Annotated in this window: 20 protein-coding genes, 2 tRNA genes and 1 pseudogene; 11 read left to right on the top strand and 12 right to left on the bottom strand. The window is 38.8% G+C overall.

Annotation, left to right across the window (positions count from 1 at the left end; translation table 11 throughout):
* Positions 1–497 precede the first annotated feature (497 nt).
* From J8L71_RS17030 to J8L71_RS16995, 8 genes are all read left to right on the top strand, one after another.
* Positions 498–1,430, top strand: coding sequence for a CHAD domain-containing protein (locus tag J8L71_RS17030; protein ID WP_211001582.1), 933 nt, complete (start codon positions 498–500; stop codon positions 1,428–1,430).
* A gap of 22 nt (positions 1,431–1,452) precedes the next feature.
* Positions 1,453–2,352, top strand: a complete 900-nt coding sequence (locus tag J8L71_RS17025) for a DUF350 domain-containing protein (RefSeq protein ID WP_211001581.1) — start codon at positions 1,453–1,455, stop codon at positions 2,350–2,352.
* A 3-nt stretch (positions 2,353–2,355) separates the two neighbouring features.
* On the top strand, positions 2,356–4,077 hold the full coding sequence (locus J8L71_RS17020; protein ID WP_211001580.1) for a polyamine aminopropyltransferase: 1,722 nt from the start codon (positions 2,356–2,358) through the stop codon (positions 4,075–4,077).
* An 80-nt stretch (positions 4,078–4,157) separates the two neighbouring features.
* Complete coding sequence (locus tag J8L71_RS17015) at positions 4,158–4,571, top strand: DUF2170 family protein (protein WP_006793818.1); 414 nt, start codon at positions 4,158–4,160, stop codon at positions 4,569–4,571.
* Positions 4,572–4,595: 24 nt separating this feature from the next.
* Positions 4,596–5,288 (top strand): PspA/IM30 family protein, encoded by a 693-nt coding sequence (locus J8L71_RS17010; protein WP_211001579.1) that lies wholly within the window; start codon positions 4,596–4,598, stop codon positions 5,286–5,288.
* Between the two features lie 72 nt (positions 5,289–5,360).
* Complete coding sequence (locus J8L71_RS17005; RefSeq protein WP_211001578.1) at positions 5,361–5,999, top strand: DUF4178 domain-containing protein; 639 nt, start codon at positions 5,361–5,363, stop codon at positions 5,997–5,999.
* Entirely contained in the window at positions 5,996–6,316 is a 321-nt protein-coding gene (locus J8L71_RS17000; protein WP_058548821.1) for a hypothetical protein, read from the top strand. Before J8L71_RS17005 ends, J8L71_RS17000 begins: the two co-directional genes overlap by 4 nt.
* Positions 6,317–6,331: 15 nt before the next feature.
* Positions 6,332–6,517, top strand: a complete 186-nt coding sequence (locus J8L71_RS16995; RefSeq protein WP_211001577.1) for a hypothetical protein — start codon at positions 6,332–6,334, stop codon at positions 6,515–6,517.
* A gap of 20 nt (positions 6,518–6,537) precedes the next feature.
* On the opposite strand, the gene J8L71_RS16990 is transcribed toward J8L71_RS16995, so the two are convergent.
* The 5 genes from J8L71_RS16990 to J8L71_RS16970 all read right to left on the bottom strand — a co-directional run bounded on the left by J8L71_RS16990 (position 6,538) and on the right by J8L71_RS16970 (position 9,618).
* Entirely contained in the window at positions 6,538–6,942 is a 405-nt protein-coding gene (locus J8L71_RS16990; RefSeq protein ID WP_138682478.1) for a hypothetical protein, read from the bottom strand.
* A gap of 10 nt (positions 6,943–6,952) precedes the next feature.
* Positions 6,953–7,465: a hypothetical protein gene (locus J8L71_RS16985; RefSeq protein WP_211001576.1), complete on the bottom strand. Its 513-nt coding sequence runs from the start codon at positions 7,463–7,465 to the stop codon at positions 6,953–6,955.
* Between the two features lie 113 nt (positions 7,466–7,578).
* Positions 7,579–8,955: a class II fumarate hydratase gene (locus J8L71_RS16980; RefSeq protein WP_211001575.1), complete on the bottom strand. Its 1,377-nt coding sequence runs from the start codon at positions 8,953–8,955 to the stop codon at positions 7,579–7,581.
* Between the two features lie 10 nt (positions 8,956–8,965).
* Positions 8,966–9,331 (bottom strand): hypothetical protein, encoded by a 366-nt coding sequence (locus J8L71_RS16975; RefSeq protein ID WP_227006902.1) that lies wholly within the window; start codon positions 9,329–9,331, stop codon positions 8,966–8,968.
* 101 nt (positions 9,332–9,432) lie between these two features.
* Positions 9,433–9,618 (bottom strand): hypothetical protein, encoded by a 186-nt coding sequence (locus J8L71_RS16970; RefSeq protein WP_058548816.1) that lies wholly within the window; start codon positions 9,616–9,618, stop codon positions 9,433–9,435.
* A 199-nt stretch (positions 9,619–9,817) separates the two neighbouring features.
* On the opposite strand from J8L71_RS16970, the gene J8L71_RS16965 reads away from it, so the two are divergent.
* Positions 9,818–10,408 (top strand): DUF938 domain-containing protein, encoded by a 591-nt coding sequence (locus J8L71_RS16965; RefSeq protein ID WP_211001574.1) that lies wholly within the window; start codon positions 9,818–9,820, stop codon positions 10,406–10,408.
* Here the strand turns inward: J8L71_RS16965 and J8L71_RS16960 are convergent.
* The 3 genes from J8L71_RS16960 to J8L71_RS16950 are packed head-to-tail and all read right to left on the bottom strand — an operon-like array spanning position 10,385 to position 15,604.
* Positions 10,385–11,524: a GNAT family N-acetyltransferase gene (locus J8L71_RS16960; protein ID WP_211001573.1), complete on the bottom strand. Its 1,140-nt coding sequence runs from the start codon at positions 11,522–11,524 to the stop codon at positions 10,385–10,387. The genes J8L71_RS16965 and J8L71_RS16960 overlap by 24 nt on opposite strands.
* Positions 11,521–12,897, bottom strand: a complete 1,377-nt coding sequence (locus tag J8L71_RS16955; protein WP_211001572.1) for an alpha/beta fold hydrolase — start codon at positions 12,895–12,897, stop codon at positions 11,521–11,523. The genes J8L71_RS16960 and J8L71_RS16955 overlap by 4 nt, the downstream gene beginning before the upstream one ends.
* Positions 12,887–15,604, bottom strand: coding sequence for an ATP-binding protein (locus tag J8L71_RS16950; protein ID WP_211001571.1), 2,718 nt, complete (start codon positions 15,602–15,604; stop codon positions 12,887–12,889). Before J8L71_RS16950 ends, J8L71_RS16955 begins: the two co-directional genes overlap by 11 nt.
* 111 nt (positions 15,605–15,715) lie before the next feature.
* Here J8L71_RS16950 and J8L71_RS18660 point away from each other — a divergent pair.
* Positions 15,716–16,681, top strand: a pseudogene (locus J8L71_RS18660) (aminotransferase class V-fold PLP-dependent enzyme); the annotation flags it as partial.
* Here J8L71_RS18660 and J8L71_RS16940 read toward each other — a convergent pair.
* The 4 genes from J8L71_RS16940 to J8L71_RS16925 all read right to left on the bottom strand — a co-directional run bounded on the left by J8L71_RS16940 (position 16,680) and on the right by J8L71_RS16925 (position 18,217).
* Positions 16,680–17,165, bottom strand: a complete 486-nt coding sequence (locus J8L71_RS16940) for an RNA-binding protein (RefSeq protein WP_211001570.1) — start codon at positions 17,163–17,165, stop codon at positions 16,680–16,682. The pseudogene J8L71_RS18660 and the gene J8L71_RS16940 overlap by 2 nt on opposite strands.
* Before the next feature lie 416 nt (positions 17,166–17,581).
* Positions 17,582–17,674: transfer RNA gene (locus J8L71_RS16935), tRNA-Ser, on the bottom strand.
* A 53-nt stretch (positions 17,675–17,727) separates the two neighbouring features.
* Positions 17,728–17,818, bottom strand: a tRNA-Ser gene (locus J8L71_RS16930).
* 219 nt (positions 17,819–18,037) lie between these two features.
* Positions 18,038–18,217: a hypothetical protein gene (locus tag J8L71_RS16925; protein WP_211001584.1), complete on the bottom strand. Its 180-nt coding sequence runs from the start codon at positions 18,215–18,217 to the stop codon at positions 18,038–18,040.
* Positions 18,218–18,504: 287 nt separating this feature from the next.
* Between J8L71_RS16925 and J8L71_RS16920 the strand changes: the two genes are divergently transcribed.
* Entirely contained in the window at positions 18,505–19,374 is an 870-nt protein-coding gene (locus J8L71_RS16920) for a YegS/Rv2252/BmrU family lipid kinase (protein WP_211001569.1), read from the top strand.
* The last annotated feature ends 5 nt before the right edge of the window (positions 19,375–19,379 follow it).

Below are 19,379 nucleotides of genomic sequence, written 5' to 3'. Positions count from 1 at the left end.
AATGTGACGGGTTTTTTGCTGTCTGGGGTTTAGTAAATAGCTAAGAGCCCATGCCTAACTCAGTAGTCAAACAAAACAGCTCGACGGCGAGCCCCGCGGAAGGCCGCCCCGACACAACGATAGTATCCCATTTGCTATGTGAAAGTAGGACATTCTACTGCGTAGCGCACCGACTTCAAATTGTAGAAAGCCCGACTAGCGATAGTCGGGCTTTTTTACGTCTGCAGAAAAGTAAAATGTGTACAGCTAATATACACTCATCAAGCCCCTATCACGTAGGTTGGGCGATCGTAGCGACTCCCAACGCTAAAGTGAGCGTAAGTACCTTTAAAGAGCTACTTTAATTTTAGTCTCACTATATAGCTTCATATTTGATTAAATCATACGCTGGTTACAGAGATGCTCGTTTCTTCTCACTTTGTTGCAATTTCATTCTTGGTTTAATAACTGTCCTGTGTAAAACTACCTGCGTTAATTTTGTAAATTAGGTGACATGAATGTCGAATATAAAAGCTTGGAAACTTATGAGCCTGTTTTGTTTGTTTGCAGTGCTTATGGGTTGTCAATCTAAAGAAGAGCAGTTGCAACAAACAATTCAAGAGTCTATTAAAAAAGCAGATGTTGAGCTATCACAGCTTGGTACCGCGCTTGATAATGGAACTATACGTAACGCTATACTTTTAAAAGAGTACGGCCAACTTCTTAAACAACAGCAACCAGAACTAAGTAAAGTTGTTGATGTAATTACCCTCGATGCCACCAGACAAGGTGCACTTTATAGTGGCTTAACACAGCGGCTTAAAGATATTAAAGGGACTTATTTAATTCCACCTTACGAAGATACGCTACACAGCGTTGATTTACTGCGTGAAGCCGCAAAGCCTACGCTGTTTTCAGATGCGTTGACCGATCCTATTAATATGCTTGCTGATATGTCAAAAGGTAGCCTTGCTCGTATTGGTGCAATTAGCCAGCAAGCTGAAGGAGAGGGTGTCGGTAACCAAATGGTGGGTAACCCTAATTATGGAAATTGGCAAACTAATAGTAACGGGATTAGCTTTTGGCAGTGGTACGGTATGTACCGTATTTTAGGTGATGTGTTCGATCGTGTTGAATACGGTAGCTGGAGTAAGCGTCGCAAGTATAGTTATTACAATGACTATGGCCGTGCTCGTTACTCAAGCCCTAAGCAAATTAAAACACAAAGCGCGCTTGAAACACGTACACGCCAATCTTACCAACGCCAAGGTAAGCAGTTTACAAGTCCATATGCGAGCAAAAAAACAGGTGCAACAGGTTTAAGCCGTAGTAGTTATACGCCACCTAAAAGCCGCAGTAGTTACTCGCGTTCGAGCAGTTATAGCAATAGCTCAGGATCGGTGCGTAATAGCGGTAGTAGAACCTCTCGTGGCGTGAGCCGTGGTAAGTAAAGAATAAGTTGGAGTTAGAAATATGTACGAATTTAATGGAATAACTATGTGGTCGCTACAAGCACTTGCGATTGATTTTGCAATTATTGTGTTGCTCTTTGTAAGCTTAAAATACATTAAAGGTTGGGTATCAAATTTACATGCGAATGATGAAATAACAGAACGCGATAACTTTGCTTTTGGTATCAGCTTTGCCGCAGGTTTAGTTGCCCTTGCAATTGTATTAACAGGCGTGAGCAGTGGTGCTTTTGCAGCGTCGCTTCAGCAAGAAGCACTGCAAATGCTAGGTTATGGTGTGCTAGCTATTGTATTAATTAAGTTAGGCCACTTTTTTCAAGATAAAGTAGCGCTACGTAAAGTAAGCCTACACGATGAAATTGTTAAAGGTAATGTAACGGCCTCTATAATTGACTTTGGTCATGTAGTGAGTGTTGCTATTGTTATTCGCTCTGCACTTTTGTGGGTAGCAACAGAGGGCTGGCACGGTCTGCCAATTGTAGTGGCAGCATTTATTATTGGCAGCTTTGTATTATTACTAGTAAGCCAATATCGCGTGCAACTATTTAAGCGCACTAATAAAAGCGGCGACTGCTTACAACAAGCAATTATTGATGGAAACTTAGCGGTAGGTATTCGCTACGCTGGCTTTTTAATTGGTAGTGCATTGGCAATTACTGCAGCAACAGGTATTGCACCTTATGCAGCTGATAACATCAATGCAAGCTTGCTTTACTGGGCTGTTAGCGCGGTTGTTTGCTTAATTGCATTTATTATTTTGCACTTAGTGACAATAAAAATTATTTTATCTGGCTGTGATATTTCAGATGAAGTAAATCGCCAAAAAAATGTAGGCGTAGCGACTATTTCTGCAGCGGTATCGTTTGCTGTTGGTATTACTATGGCAACGTTATTAGGCGCATAATCAGTGTCATCAACTAACACTAGCCCAAGTAAAGCACGTTTACTTGGGCACGATATATTACTTATTACGGTTATGGCCATACTCGCAGGGTGTGGCCTTATTTATGAATACTTACTTTCGCATTATGCAGGGCGTGTACTTGGCTCTGTAGAAAGCGCGATTTATGCCATGATTGGCACAATGATAGTGGCTATGGGCCTAGGTGCGTTTTTAGCCCGCTGGTTTAAAGATGCATTTACTGCTTTTGCTTGGCTAGAAAGTATAATTGCATTAGTTGGCATGGGCTGCATTTTAGCTATTGCTGGCGTAATTGCTGTAAGTTATTCGCTCCCTCATTTATTTTCTAGTATTTTTAATTTACCTCCCGATGTTGTACTTAACGGCTATGTATTTCAAAAGTTACAAGAGTGGTCACGATTCCTTCCTTATGTATTTGGTTTAATACTGGGTTTATTTATTGGTATGGAAATACCGTTAATAGCGCGTATTCGCCAACATGTGTACGGGCGGTTTTTAGAAAACAACGCAGGAACAATTTACGGCGCCGATTATATTGGCGCAGGTATTGGCGCGGCTATTTGGGTAAGCATTATGCTCTCAATGCCTATAATGCAAGCTGCAGCGTGGACAGCACTTTTTAATATAATCGCAGGGCTTGCCTTTTTATGGCGCTACCATGCACATGTGCGCTTTGCTAAGGCACTTTTAGTTTGTCATATCGTATTGCTGGCATTATTTGGGTTTATTTTAGTGCTGGGTAGTAGTTGGATGAATAGCTTAAGTAACGTGCTATATAAAGATAAAGTTATTTATTCTCAAGCCACTAAATACCAGCATGTAGTATTAACCGAACGCTTAAGTAAAAATCAGCCAGAGCCTATTACTGATTTGTATTTAAATGGACGCTTACAGTTCTCAAGCATCGATGAGCAAATATATCATTCGATGCTGGTTTATCCGGCAATGCTTGCCTCTAATCGACACGACCGCGTATTAATAATTGGTGGTGGCGACGGGCTTGCTCTTAGAGATGTTTTAAAATGGCCTGTGAGCGAAGTAACGCTGATTGATTTAGATGCCCAGCTACTTAATTTATTTGGGCATAAAGACGGTGATTTTACGGCCCCAGAGCCTATTAATAAACGTCTATTAAAGTTAAATAATAAATCTATGCAAGACTCGCGTGCACATATAATTGTGGGTGATGCATTTTTAGAGGTTGAAAAATTACTCGATCAAAGTAAGCAATTTGACACTATTTTAATTGATTTACCCGATCCTAATCATCCCGATCTTAACAAAATGTACAGTGACTATTTTTATAACCATGTACGTCAACTATTGGCACCTGATGGTGCAATGGCAGTTCAATCAACCTCGCCTTATCATGCTAAAAAAGCGTTTTTAAGCATAGCTAAAACGGTTAAGGCAGCAGGGTTTAGTTATGTTGAACAATACCAGCAAAATATTCCTTCGTTTGGACAGTGGGGCTGGACTATCGCCACTAAAATGGGTCAACCCGCAAGTGGACGAATTAAAAATATAAGCGAAATGCCTGTGCCATCTAGGTGGGTGAGTAAAGAATATTTATTGGCAAGTTTTGTGTTTCCTAATCAGTATTTTGAACAAGTTAAAAGTATTGAGGTCAATAGGTTAGGCTCTGGCCAGTTATACGATTATTACCGTACAGCTTGGCAAATAGAAAGCGAATTGTATAAAAATTAATAAAACATGGTTGACATAATATGTCGACCGTGCGAACCTTAACTCAGACATAATATGTCAAACGACAAAAAGGCAGAGACATGGAATTAAATGAACTTTCAATAAAATTAGCTTCTTTTGAAACTGAAGGCGCTAACTTTGAGTCTTTCTTGATTGCCAATCCAGGTGAGCAAGATGTTTTACAAGTCATTGTTGATGGAAACGATGAGCTTCCAATTTTTGTTACGCAAACTCAAGAGCAGTTGTTATGTATTAGCTACTTGTTTGGCGAAGACGAAGTAAAAAGTGAATTACGCAACGAGTTAAACGAAACACTACTACGTTTAAACGTGCCAATTCCACTGAGTGCATTTGCTAAAATCGATAACAAATACGCGATTTTTGGTGCACTGTCGGTAAATTCATCGTTAGATGACGTTACCCACGAACTAGTGACGCTAGCTGACAACGCTATTGACGCACTAGAAGCCGTGACCTTGTATTTAAACGATTAGTAACTAGTTAGTGGAGTTAAGATTATGAGTATTTTAAAAAAATTATTTACAGCAGTACGTGGCGGCGCTCGTGAAGCAGGCGAAGCAATTGTAGATGCAAACGGTATTCGCATTTTTGAACAAGAAATTGCAGATGCACAAAATGCACTTCACCGTGCTAAAAAAAGCCTTACAGAAGTAATGGCTAAAGAAATGCAAACTAAGCGTAAAATTAGCGCTGTTGATGCATCAATTGCTGAGCACGAAGCGTATGCAGGCCAAGCACTTGAAAAAGGTAACGAAGCCTTAGCATTAGAAATTGCCGAAAAAATTGGTGACTTTGAAGCTGAAAAAGCTGAAAACGAGCAAGTATTAGCAGGTTTTAGCAACCACATTGTAGCACTTAAGCAACAAGTTAAAGACGCTGAAAAGTCGATTAAAGAAAACCAACGTCAGCTTACTATGGTTAAAACCACAGAAAGCGTACAGCAAGCTACTATGGCTGTTAACAGCACACTTAATACCAATAGCTCGTCTATGACATCGGCTCGTCAGTCTCTTGAGCGTATTAAGCAACGCCAACAAGATCGTAGCGACCAGCTAGGCGCTGCAAAAGAGCTTGAGTCAGAAGTTAATGGCGACGATTTAAAAGCAAAAATGGCTGAAGCCGGTATTGGCGATACAAGCCCAAAAAGTGCTGATATTTTAGCGCGCATTAAAGCCAAGCAAAACGGCTAATAGTTAGTACATTATTTACAAAAGGTAATTAAGCTTAGCTTAGTTACCTTTTTTGCTTAGGGATGCCTCATTATGTTTAATTTCTTCAAATCTAAAAAAGAGCCAGAACGTCAGCTTAATCACGCAAGCGAGCTTAAAAAAGGCGATATGTTTAGTGTTATCGACTCGTTTGCATATCCGTCGTGGTTAAAAGGTGAAACGTTACGTGTTATTGATATTCAAACATACCAATATCAGCACAGTAGTGACACTGAATTTGTGCTTGAGACTAACAGCGGACAGGTTGTATTTTTACAAATTGAGCAAGATGATGGTGAGCAGTTTGCCAACTTTTCAATAAAAATTCAGCGTGATGAAGTAGAGCAAATATTTGGATTAGACGACTTTGCGCGCATTTTTGATGAAGAGTCATTAACTAATATTCAGGTGCAAAACACACCCGAGCGTTTTATGCCGTTTTTGGCTAAAAGCTATCAACAAAGTGAGTCGCCATACGTATGCTACTTCCATAATAAAGACTTTCGTGGTCAGTCACTACCGCGCTATGAGCAAGAAGGTGGTGAGCCATGTGAAATGATTTGTTTAGCATCGCCTGACGAAGGGCATGGTTTAAATATCGAAATATGGGATGGTGGCGAAACAGAAGTTTCACTAACGCTTACACGCCCAATCACCGATATCGTCGACTTATTTCCTGGAGATGCGAAGTGAGTGATGCTAAAGATAAGTGGTTACGCCAAGAACAAGCCGTGCGTGCCACACAAATGGCATTTGATTTAAGTAGCGAAGTACAAAAGTCGATAAAAAAACAAGCCATCGATCAAGAGCTCACGCCATCAGACATGATCCGTAAAATTTTAGGTTTGGACGTAAAATCTAAAAAAACACGCCAGCGTTTATCGTTTAATTTAAATGACGACGAAATAGCACAACTTGCAACGCGGTTTGATGTACAAAGCGATGATAAGCGAGCCGTAAAGCAACAAGTAGCAGAGTTATTAATTGCTCATACTAAAAACACTAAGTAGTTAATTTAGATTTATATGAATATTATTTTAATTGCTTACTTAATTATTTTTGCTTTATTTGGCACCGCTGCAAGTTACTTTATGCGCTTTATTTATGCGTACTGGGTGCTTAAGCAAATGCCAATGAGATACATCGTTAAAGCGGGAGTGTGCGTGGTGATGGTGTTAATTATTTCAGCGTTAATACCTTTTATAGGTTAACGCTGAAATTGACGTTTGAGCTATTTAATATCAAACGACTGGCATTGCTTATTAATACATAACGATTGCACTTCAAGTACAGGAGAGCAATCGGTTAAGCCTTGCGCTTTATTTTGTATCTCTTCTTGTTTTGTTATTTGTTGAGCAAGCTGTTCCGCTTCTTCTTGAGAGGTGTTTAGCGTTGAATAAACCGCGTATTTACTCGGTCCACCGCATGCGCGGGCGCCAACTTCAAGGACTTTGCATTGAAAGCTCGCGGTGCAACTATTATTGCTCACCATGTTATTCAGATCGTAGTTTAAGTCAGACAAAGTTTTGCTTTGTTCATTACTTGACGTTGCCGTGCTGGCACAGCCACTTAGTAATAAAAAGCTGCTAGCAATGCTTATAATTGATAGTTTAACTGCCGATGGTAAACAACTCATAACGTTATCCTTAAAATGCACTTACCGCTGAGCCTTCAAGTTTAACACATTTATTTTCAACACACTGCGTGCTTGGTGTTGTTAAATGCTGACAAATACTCATCATTTCATTTTGAGCATTGTAGTGATTTTCTAGAGATGTGATTTTTTTACTTTGTGCTAAAACGTCAGTTTCATTAGCGGTTTTAGTTGAGTAAACAGCAAAGCTACTAGGGCCGCCACATGCACGACTGCCAACAGGAGTAAGCCTACACTGCTCACTGGTGTCGCATTGATTATCAGCAATAAGCGAATTTAGCTCGGTTTTAGCTGTTTTTATATCCTCAACCGATACTTTTTTTAACTCGGTATTTGAAAGTTTTTGAGCTGCTGATTTAGAGTGTTCTTTTTTATTTTCAACAAGCGTTGTTTGCGGTACTTCTTTTAATTTATTTTGAGTAGTTTGCTCTGCATCAGCTGATGTTGTTTCTAAGCAAGCAGTTAAACAAAGCGGTAAAAGTATGGCTAACAATGGGGTACGCATAATAAACCTTAATAGTGATGAAATATTCATCACTATCATACACGGTGCATTTTTTACGGCAATAAAAACTATATAATCAAGTAATTAAAGCCGTATTTAGATTTTTAAAAAAATTACAAGCCACCTTGTGTGAGCTTAGTAGGGTTTAATAGTTTTTCGAGCTCTTCGCGTGGTAAGTCAGTTTCTTGCTCGGCTACATCGATAATAGGTCGGGCTTCTTTATAGGCTTGCTTAGCTATTTTTGCGGCTTTTTCGTAACCGATCACCGGATTAAGTGCTGTAACTAAAATTGGGTTTTTAGCCAATGCTTTGTCTATATTGGGCTGGTTAACTTTAAAGCTCGCAATAGCTTTATCTGCAAGGGCTTGTGCGCTATTAGCAAGTAGCTCAATACTTTGCAAAATATTATGCGCAATAACAGGTAACATTACGTTTAGCTCGAAGTTACCTGCTTGGCCTGCAACGGTAATAGTTGCATCGTTTCCTATTACTTGAGCGCTTACCATGGCTGCCGCTTCAGGGATCACCGGATTTACTTTACCCGGCATAATAGACGAGCCAGGTTGTAGTGCTTCAAGCTCTATTTCGCCAAGACCAGCAAGTGGGCCTGAGTTCATCCAGCGTAAGTCGTTTGCTATTTTCATTTGTGATACCGCGAGTACTTTTAACTGCCCTGAGAGCGCTACAATGGCATCTTGCGAACCAATATTGTAAAAAAAGTTACTGCTTGGTTTAAAGCTTATACCCACATTTGCACTTAAGTTTTTAGCAAACTTTGATGCAAACTCGCCATCGGCATTAATACCGGTGCCAACAGCTGTACCACCTTGCGCAAGCTCACATACTCGCTCTAAGCTATGGCGAATGCCTGAGGCTGCGTTGTTTACTTGTGATTGCCATGCACTGAGTGTTTGCTCAAACGTAACGGGCATCGCATCCATTAAATGTGTACGGCCTGTTTTAACTATTGCGCCAACGTCTGCCTTTTTTTGCTCTAAGCTTTGCGATAGTTTTTCAAGTGATGGTAGTAATTCATAAACTACGTTAATGGCACTACTAAGGGCAATGGCTGTAGGGACTACATCGTTAGAGCTTTGCCCCATATTTACGTCATCATTAGGATGAATTGGCTCATTACCAATGCGAGTTGCAAGCGTTGCGATGACTTCATTGGCGTTCATGTTAGAGCTTGTACCTGAGCCGGTTTGGAAAATATCGACAGGGAAGTGCTCATAATGCTCGCCATCAATAATTTGTTGGCAAGCTTGCTCTATGGCCGTCGCTTTACCTTTACTTAAATGATTTAGCTCAAAATTACTCTGTGCAGCGGCTTGCTTAATGTAAGCAAGCGCCGTAATAAATTGCTTGGGCATTGTTAAGCCGCTAATAGTAAAGTTATTTACTGCGCGTTGGGTTTGCGCTTGATATAAAGCATCAGCGGGTACTTTTAACTCGCCCATGCTGTCTGATTCTGTTCTAAAGTTACTCATATTTTACTCCTTAAAAAGGGTTGAATTCGTGACTAAGAACGCGCGCTTCACGTTCAAGTAATAAAAACTTGGCTGTGTTGTTATGCGTTTTGTAATAACGTTTTAATGCCAGTAATGGTTTATATAACTGCTCAAGACACTGTTTGCGAATGGCATTGTGTATTAGAGGGTCGCACATTTTGTTGATAATTTCATAGAGTGTACGTTTTAAATAAAGCTCTTGAAGTAGAGGATTGCGTTGTTTTTCAAAACTTTTAGCTAAGCTTAGAGCGGTTTCGATGTAGTTTGCCACGAGCATAGGGGCATGAAGTCCCGGACGTAAGCAATGACATGTTAGTTCATGATGATAATTACGCAGAGCGTGATCTGAAGACATAAAAAAACCGACTTAAGTTAACGATAATAGTTATCATTACATTTAATCGGTTTCAGTGTAAACAGTTATTGTAAAAATTATTTACGGGTTTAAGTTTAGTATCAATTGTAGCCAAGAATGAATATTTGGTCTGTTTCATGTTTTTTTAGCGCCTGTTGATTTTGGTTACAGTGAGAAAGTAAATCGATTACAGTGGCTCTACTATCACAGGCGCTACTAGGCTTTTCTATGTTTTTTTCTGTTACTGAGACAACAGCGTCTACAGCAGTGTATGGGGGTAAATGCATAATATTAATCCTCTCTATGTAATAAAAGTTGAGCCTTTTTAACGCTCACTATTAAAAAGCATAATATATACCAATAAAAATACTAATTTTTAATTCGTTGATAAATAATATAATTCTATTTTTTAGAATTTTACTAAGTACACAGTAATCAAAATTTGCTTTACTGTTGTGCATTAGCCTACAATTTTGGTGCAAACCTATGACAAAGCCATTTTCACAAGCGTGTGAAAACAATAAAAAACCTATATTAGCGCAGTTAAAAAAAGTATTTAAATCAAGTCGCAGTGTGCTTGAAGTAGGCTCTGGTACTGGGCAACATAGTGTGTTTTTTGCCGAGCATTTACCTTATTTACAATGGTATACAAGCGATCGAAAGGTTAACCACGAAGGCATTAACTTATGGCATAGCGAAGTTAATTTAACTAATTTACATACACCTCTTGAGCTTGATTTAAATAATGAATGGCCTGTAGATAAGGTTGACGCTATTTATACTGCAAATACATTTCATATTGTTAGTTGGCAATTAGTTGAACGCTTTTTTGACGGTGTTAAGCGTCATTTAAATAGCGGTGGTATGTTGTGTATTTATGGGCCGTTCAAATACCAAGGTAAATTTACCAGCCCAAGTAATGATGACTTCAATACGTTTTTAATAGATCGCGATCCGTTAAGCGGGATAAGGGATTTTGAAGCAGTTGAGGGTTTGGCAAAGCAGGCAGGACTTTCGCTTATTAGCGATACAGCCATGCCTGCAAATAATCAGTTACTCGTTTTTAAACGGCAGTAACTCAGCACACTGATCTTTATAGATATGAATGTGTTGGCGTTCTCTTTTAAGGTAATCACTAATAGCATTACTAAAGTCGCCATCAACAATGTGGTGAGCAGAGTAGGTAAGTACGGGCTCGAACCCGCGCGCTATTTTATGCTCACCTTGCGCCCCAGAATGAAAGCAGCTCAGGTTATGCTTAATAGCAAACTCAATACCTTGGTAATAGCACAGTTCAAAATGCAGAGAATCAACTTCTTCGTTTGCGCCCCAATAACGTCCATAAAGTGTGTTTTCGCCAATTAAACTAAGTGTTGCTGCAATTACTTTATCGTCTTTTTTTGCAAGCATAATAACGAGTTGTTCGCTCATTAGCGCATGTAACAGTATAAAAAATTCCATATTTAAATACCCTAAATGCCCAGAGCGCTTTAAATAAGTACGCTGATAAAATTCGCAAAAAAGCTGCATGATTTCGGGGGTTATTTGCACGCCTTGAAGCCATTCAATGGTTATATTTTGCTGGACTATTTTAGCGCGCTCTTTTTTAAGTGTTTTACGTTTTCGTGCAGTTAGGGTCTGTAAAAAGTCATCAAAGGTATTAAAGCCTTTGTTAAACCACTGAAACTGCACACCCACTCTTTGCATTATTTGCTCTGTACAAAGTGAATTTGCCTGTGCTTGTTCACAAAAATTTATATGCCAGCCAGACCAACTTTGCTCAATACTGTGTGTTTTTAGCTGCTCTTTTATGTAGTGATATACCAAGTCGTGATCATTGTGCTCTATAGCAATTCGCTTACCTTCAATAGGGCTAAAAGGCACACCACATAGCCACTTAGGATAATATTTTAATCCGTGTTGCTCGTATGCTTCTGCCCATGCCCAATCAAATACGTACTCGCCGTATGAATGGCTTTTTAAATACCCAGGCGCTAATGCAATGAGTTTATTATTTTCATACACTGCTAGGTGCTTAGGCTGCCAGCCTGTTTGTTCATTTACGCATTGGCTTTGCTCTAATGCATATAAAAATGCGTGGCATGTAAAGGGCTCGCTACCAAATAAGCGTTGCCAGTCGTGAGCATCTATTTGATTTATGCTTGTAAACCATTGGTGCGATAGAGCACTCATAACTGCTTACCTTTTGTGTGTTCTAGGTTTTTAATAAATATTAAAATTTGTTTTTTGAGCTCGTTAAAATGAGGATTAAAAGTGAGCCGCTGTAATGCAGGATAGTTTTTTAAATTTGCTTTTGTACGTTCACCTAATTGTGGGTGTGGTGTTGTTTTACAGGTTTTATAGTGTGCATCGTCGTTAATAAAACTACCACAATTACGATAGGTAGCATTTGCGCCGTAGTGCGGGTTTTGTGGCGAGTTAACAATTGCAATATGCGATATACCATGAATGTTTTTACACTGTTTTGTCGTGCATTTTGGGTTTATTAATTTGTAATTAGCTGCAAAGCCTGCAGGTAAAACATCAGTATTGCCATAAAGTACTAGAGTATCGCGTGTTTTATATTTAGGCGAGTTACCCTTATGTAGGGCACTTAATAATTTAAGCGAAGCGCGTGTATCAATTGTGGTATCAATATCACTAAGTACACTAAAAATAGGTAGTTTAAGTGCGGGGCGTTTATTTAGTTGATCGATACTTACTAATTGCATGGCATCGTATGAGGCTGCAGCAGCATGAAAAGGGAATGACTCATACTTAGCAAAATCAATATCAGCGTCTTTATCTATCCAATCTACAAAAGGAATAGCGTCTATCCATTTAGCAAGCCAGCCATTTTTATTGTGTGGTTCAGTACCTGGTGAAAATAACATAAGCGCTTTAATTTTAGGTGATGGCGTTTGCTTTGTTAGATAATCAATAACGAGTGCCGCACCTGTAGAGTAGCCACCTAATATGACTTCATCAAAATCGGTTAAAGCACGGTTCACTCCATAATTTACTGCTTCTTGCCATTGCTTTACGTCTACGTTTTGTAATGCACTCGCAGCGCTTCCATGGCCGGGTAATAAAAGCGTGCGTACGCTGTAACCTTGCTCATAGTAAATGCGTGCTAAATCGTGATAAGTAAAAGGAGAGTCTGTTAGCCCGTGTATTAATAAGGCAACCTTTTTACTCTTCGGGTATTTAAGCTCAAAGGGCGTAATAATATCAACAATACTTGGCTTTGCGGTTCGCACATCTTGTTTAATAAGTTGTTTATAAGTAGCCGTTATTATAGGGCATGGTACGTTTGCACGTGGATTTGCTTTATTTATATGCTCATATGCATAATCTAAATAGCGCTGAAATGGCAAAAGGGCTTGATAGTTAAATGGCTGGTGGATGTGCTCGTTTTTAAACCTAAATAACCCTTGCTGCTTAGCTTTTAGTATAAAGCTAAAACTGTTGCCTTGAGTAATGCAGTCTTTAGCAGCAGCAAGGTGAGATAAAACACTTAAAACAAAACCTATACAAACTTTTAAGACTAAATCGTTATTGTTCATTAACTTCTGCATATTGGACAAGGCACTCAGTTAGCTTAATGAGTTCGAGTGGTTTTGCAAGATGTTGATTAAATCCAACAGCACGAGCATGCGCTTTGTCCTCAGGCATTACGTCAGCTGTTAAGGCAATAATTGGCAGATCTTGTTCTGATTTAAATTGCCTAATAAGCGCAGTCGCCCTGTAGCCATCCATAACAGGCATTTGGCAATCCATTAGTACTAAATCGAAATCTTGTAGCTTTACAGCATTAACAGCAAGCTCACCATTATCTACAATTTTGGGCACTATGCCTAAAGAGCCCAGCATAGCTTTAATCACCATTTGGTTAACGGGGTTGTCTTCTGCAACAAGAATGTCTAGGGACGCAATATTTGTATCTGCGTAGGCAATTTCAGGTGACTCTTCAGGCTCTGTAGTAGGAAGAGTGATAGTGAGTGTAAAGGTTGAGCCTTTCCCAAGTTCACTTTGTAAAGCTAAATTAGCCCCCATTAGTTGGCTCAGCTCTTTTGCTATTGTTAAGCCAAGCCCTGTGCCGCCAAATTGCCTTGATGTTGAGCTATCAGCTTGAGTAAATGCATTAAATAGTTTTTTATGTTGGCTTGGTTTTATACCAATTCCCGTATCTATTACATCAATGGTTATCTGTACTTTATTAGCCGCGGTAAATTCACTTGCAATATTTAATGCAACGCTTCCTTCATTTGTAAATTTAACTGCATTACTACATAAATTAAGCAGAATTTGCTCTATACGCATTGGGTCGCCAATGTACCAGGTGTTTACTGGTAGCTTGCAGTCTATTTGCCAGTTGATTCCTTTGTTAAATGCACTTTGTTCAAACATATTATTTATACGAGACACTAATGCATGAAAATCGAATGATATCGATTCCATCGCGAGCTTTTGCGACTCTATTTTTGATATGTCGAGAATGTCGTTAATTAAATTTAATAAACTTTTGGATGAGGAGTTTATTTTGTCTAAGTAGCCTACCAACGTTTTAGTATCGTCTACTTCGCGTGCTAACGACGAAAACCCAATAACAGCATTAAGAGGAGTGCGTATTTCGTGGCTCATATTAGCCAAAAATTGGCTTTTAGCTTGGTTGGCAAGATCAGATTGCTTTTTAGCTTGCGCTAATGAATGGGTGCGCTCTGCTACCTGACGAGTAAGCTCTACTTGCTGCTGATTAAATAATAACAAGATAAGTAAAATAAGTGAGCACACAGCAACCTGTAAAATAAGTAGTAGCAATGTCAGTTGGTTGTTGTGCTGGGCTAAAAAGCCTTCTTTGAGCGCAAGTTTAACAATCCAGCGTTGACCACTAAAATCAACATTAAAAGTCATAATTCGACTCCCCGCAGCTTGGTCAAAGCTTTTGGAGTTACTATAAAATGGAGGGTTATTAATATCCTCAAAAATATTAATAGCAAACATATCAGATTGCGCTTTTGAGATAGCTTCATTAATAATATTATCGACTAGAAATACCCCCGTTGCGTAGCCTTTAATAGAGTCTGCTTCGTCGCCTTGGTTGTACACTGGGGCGAAAAGTAAGTAAGCAGGCGTTGGCTCTTTAGTTTGCACGAGTTGAATAATTTTAGTCCCTACAGGTTGAAACTTAATTGCAGGGTTAAGTAAGGAGTTTTTTCTTTCGGCGTTTGAAAACACATTAAAACCAATTGCTTTTTGATTGCCATTAAATGGAGCTATGTACTTTACAATAACCATAGGGTCGTCTTCTTCCAATGGCTCGCCAATAACATCGTAATCTAAATGGTAAATATCAGAAATTGTTTGGGTAAATTCCTCGCGTTCGTTTTGCGATATTTTTACATTCCATGAAAGAGCTTTTATAAATGAATGCTGAGTAAGTAGCTCACTTGCGTAAGCATAAAACTCTTGCTGGTTAAGTTGAGAAGATGATTGTACTTGGCTTGCTAAGCTCTGAACGGCAATAAGGCTTCGATTAATATAGCGGTATAGGCTATTTTCAATAACGTGGACTTCACGTTCAGCAATTTTTATAGTGTTAGTTCGGTTTTCACGATCGTATAGCTGAGTTGTAATTGCTACCGACACAAATAAAACACTACATACAGCAATAGTGGGTAAGGCTGATATGTGGTATTTACTCGTGCTTTTAGGTAATAACGAGAGTAAAAAAGGTGTGGCAATTAATACACCTAGGGTATCTCCAAGCCACCAGTAAGTTACGTTTTGCCAATGATCATCAATACTGTAGGCGGGGTTAAATTGGCTAAGTGCAAACACCCCAAAGTTAGCCGATATTAAGCTCGTTATTATCGCAACGACAACAATAAAATAAATAATATTTTTACGGTTTTTAAAACGCAGCGGATGGCCAAGCCAATATTTTAAAAGGGCTGCCCCCACCATCGCTTGTATAACCACCCCAAAGGCAATATACATAGCCTCATTAAACGAATTGCCAACAAGTACCATTTCATGTGCTGAGTTATCAAAAATACTCAAATTAAATGTAATTGCGGCAATAAACAGAGGAGGGATGAATCGCCACCACCAAATATAACACCCAACTAAGGCAATGCCGGCAGGCAACCAAATGGGAATAATTTGCGAATTAAAGGCGAGCTTAGTAAGCGTAATTCCAATAAAAATATACGCCAAGGCAAACAAGATGTAAAAAATACTAGAGTGGTATTTTGAGTTAAAATCTTTCACTTAGGTCCTTGGCAATTATTATTATTACATTTTGAATAATCAGTATAGCTAACAGTAGCTTATTTGAGGAATTTTTTATAATGGCAATTGTTTTTTACTAAATGATTTCGTATCGCCGATGGTAGCTATTTACTTAATCACTCAGTGGGGCGAGCGTTCAAAAATACTCAGCAGTACTTAGCTCAACATTACTTTGCACCGTGGCAGACTCTAATAAAGAGCCATGGCAACAATGGCTACCTGCTGTTGAGCAATTTAGTCAAGCATTAGGGAATTTATTTAACGCGCGAAGTAGCGAGTTTTGCCCGAAAGTAAACTTATCAAGCGCCTTAATTAAGATATTGATGTCGCATCCTCAAATACAAAAAACAGTGTAATGTGCTTATGGCGCAAAGCGATTTCCCCCTAGTATAGGTTTTGCCATGCAAAAAGCGCTGTCCAAAGGCGCAAAAATAACATTTATCCCAGAGTATGAAAACTTATCTGATATTAATGTGTGGGAGCAGTACTTAACTCCAAATATAGATTTAGTTTTTATTAGTCATGTTTATTCAAATACAGGAGTACAAGCCTCTGTAAACGACATTGTGGTCTTGAGTAAGCGTACTAGTAGCTTATCAATCATTGATGTTGTTCAATCTGCCGGTGTGTTCCCGCTTGATTTAACCGCACTTAATGCCGGCTTTATGATTGGCTCAAGCGTTAAGTGTTTATGTGCAGGCCCTGGCGCTGCTTACTTATGGGTAAACCCGGCGCAGTTAGATAGTTGCGAGCCTAAAGATGTTGGTTGGTTTTCACATCAAAATCCTTTTGAATTTAATATACATTACTTTGAATATAACAGCAGTGCGCTTAAATTTTGGGGAGGAACGCCCTCAGTTGTCCCCTATATTATTGCTGCAAATAGCATTATGTATTTTGCAAAGCTTGGGGCTGACAAAGTTAGAGATCACAAACTTTGCAATGCTAACGCTTATTAATCAGCAGCTAAAAGAGTACGTTGTGTCATCTATACATAGGCCACATTGCAGTGGGACGGTTATTTTAAACTTTGCAAAACACCAAAATGCAGTGCTTAAAGCGTTGGGGTAAGCTGCTGCTTTTGTTGTTTTAAAGCGTTTATTTGCTGCTGTAGCTGGTTAATTGAGGCGTCATAAGCCTCTTTTAACGCTGCTGTTTTAGTCGCTCTGGCATCGGCAATAGAAGATGCTCCTAAACGGTTTGCCTGATCTTGAGTTATGTAACTAATTTGCTGGGCTTTTGCTGTGTATTCTTTTTGGCTTTGTTTTATTTCTAACTGTAGCTTTTTTATTTCACGATCTATTTCTTGAACTTTTAAAAAATTATCGACGGATGAATCGGTAATATCCTTTCCTGGTGTTGAGCTTTTATAAGCCTCAATCACATTTATTTCTTTGAGAGTAACAACTTGTGCGTCTTTTGCGCAGGGTGTTTGACTAAAAGTAGGAACGCCTTTAATCACACATTTATAAACCGTTGTATTTTTTGCAAAGGAAACAAATGGTACTGCATACGCAAGTAGCAATATGAGCCTGATCATAGCTAAACCTAAATTGGCTAAAGTTATATTAATAATGCACTAAGTTGTTGTTTGGCACAATTTGTTTAATTTTTATAAAGTATAGAAATATCTATAGAGGGTGTTTTAAAGGCGGCAATCTTATAGCATCATAAATTTATAATTAAGCTAGCGCTTGCTAATTTATTTATGTGGTATCACTAAATTTTAGGCACAAAAAAACCACAGTTAAGTGGCTTGTATACAGTATATGGTGGAGAGGGAGGGATAGACTTGCTTACATCCATGTAATCAATCACTGCGCGACGCTTGCAGTGGTCTAAAATGTTCCAGACATTTTGTCGAACCCTGTCGAGGATTCTCACCCTCCCAATTTAGTATTGGTGTTAAATTTTAGGCACAAAAAAACCACAATTAAGTGGCTTATATACAGTATATGGTGGAGAGGGAGGGATTCGAACCCTCGATAGAGCTACAAACTCTATACTCCCTTAGCAGGGGAGCTCCTTCGGCCACTCGGACACCTCTCCAACGCATAACCGTTTGTATTGATGGAAGTAAAATAATGCCACCAATTAAAATATGGTGGAGAGATAGGGATTTGAACCCTAGATAGGCTACAAACCTATGCCGGTTTTCAAGACCGGTGCATTCGACCACTCTGCCATCTCTCCGTGACGCAGAATAATACTTAGGTGATACCGCTGTGTAAATAGCAAAATGACTGTTTGCCTAAAAAATATACGTAAATGAGGTTTTTTTTGTAAATAAGAGGGAATTAAGGCAATTTTTAATAAAATAAAGAGGTTGCAGCAAACAAGAGGAGCTAAATAAGTGACTTAATTTAGTGATTGGGTGTTTGCTGCACCGAAAAAATAATCATGGTTGGGTGATTATTTATATTGAGCTGCGCCGCTAAGTGCTAGTCTTTTACCAATACGGTTAAGCTTGGCTAACATTTTTGCTTTGCGGTTAGTTGGTTTTACTGCAACGTGAGTATCAGCTGTTTGGTTTAGGGTGTTGATTGGGTTCATTACTTTGCTCCGGGTTGTATCTGTTGAAATCGCGTGCATTTTGCACGTTGTTTGATTAAAAATAAAGCAATAAAAATTGAGTCTGCAGCATTAGTTAAACTAATGCGATTTTTATTTGTTAAGATTCGATTCAGTAAGTGTTTTTGGTTTTATTGCATAGTTATGTAAATTTAAATGGTTGTTTTGGCCTTATGTACTGGAGTTGTTCCGGTTTTTACCTTTTGTTATGCATTTAACCCGTTATTTTTTGATTATTTATTCAGATTAAAAAATTTAATTAAAGTCTTAATTATCTCGTTATCTACTTTATAGTTGGATATAAAAATTTGTCATTACTGATAATTGTTAAACCAAGCACTAAAAAACACAGTAAAAAGTCTTTAAATTGGCTTTTAGGCACCTGTGAAACACGCCAGCTAACTTATTGTATTTTTTTTACTACGGGAAACTTTGAACACGACTGTGAACAAATAAAAGCGCAATTAAGTAAGGTCAACAAAGTCGTTGTATTAGGGGGGGATGGTACTTTGCATTTGGCCGTTAACGCATTAATGGGAAGTCATTGTTCTTTAGCGCTGCTACCTTGTGGTACCGGTAATGATTTCTCAAGAGGGTTTGACTGTAATAAAGAACAATGGAAACAAGCACTATTCAATCCGCCCATCGCAATTGATATAGGAAAAATAAATACTCGTTACTTTATTAATATTGCCGGGGTAGGTTTTGATGCTCATGTAGTAAAGGCTATTAATGCGAAAGGATGCTTTTCAGCGTTTGATTACAGCTGGATAAGCGCAAGAGAGCTAATGTATTACAGTGCTCAGCAATTAAAAGGGATATTTAATATCCAAACTATGCAATACCCTAATTTAATTACGGTGTTTGCAAATCATAAATACTTTGGCGGTGGTTTAAAGATTGCTCCCAATGCAGATTTAAGTGATGGGCAGCTTGAGTGTTATCAAATGCGCTCTGGCGGAGTGTTTTATAATGTGCTGAGCTTTATAAAATTATTGTTTAAGCGTCACCAACATATTCAAAACCTTACCTATAGCCGCATACCTAGCGCCGAAATAATGACTCAAGGGTTACTAATAGAAGCGGATGGAGAGCTGGTTGGAGAAACACCAGCAAAGATTATCGTTCATACTGGTGCTTTACTTTTTCATTGCCCAATAAAAAAGCGCCTACATTAGGGTAG

Origin of the sequence: Pseudoalteromonas sp. MMG007, assembly GCF_018100985.1 — a bacterium.
GTDB lineage: Bacteria > Pseudomonadota > Gammaproteobacteria > Enterobacterales > Alteromonadaceae > Pseudoalteromonas.
This window is presented reverse-complemented; position numbering and strand designations above follow the sequence as displayed.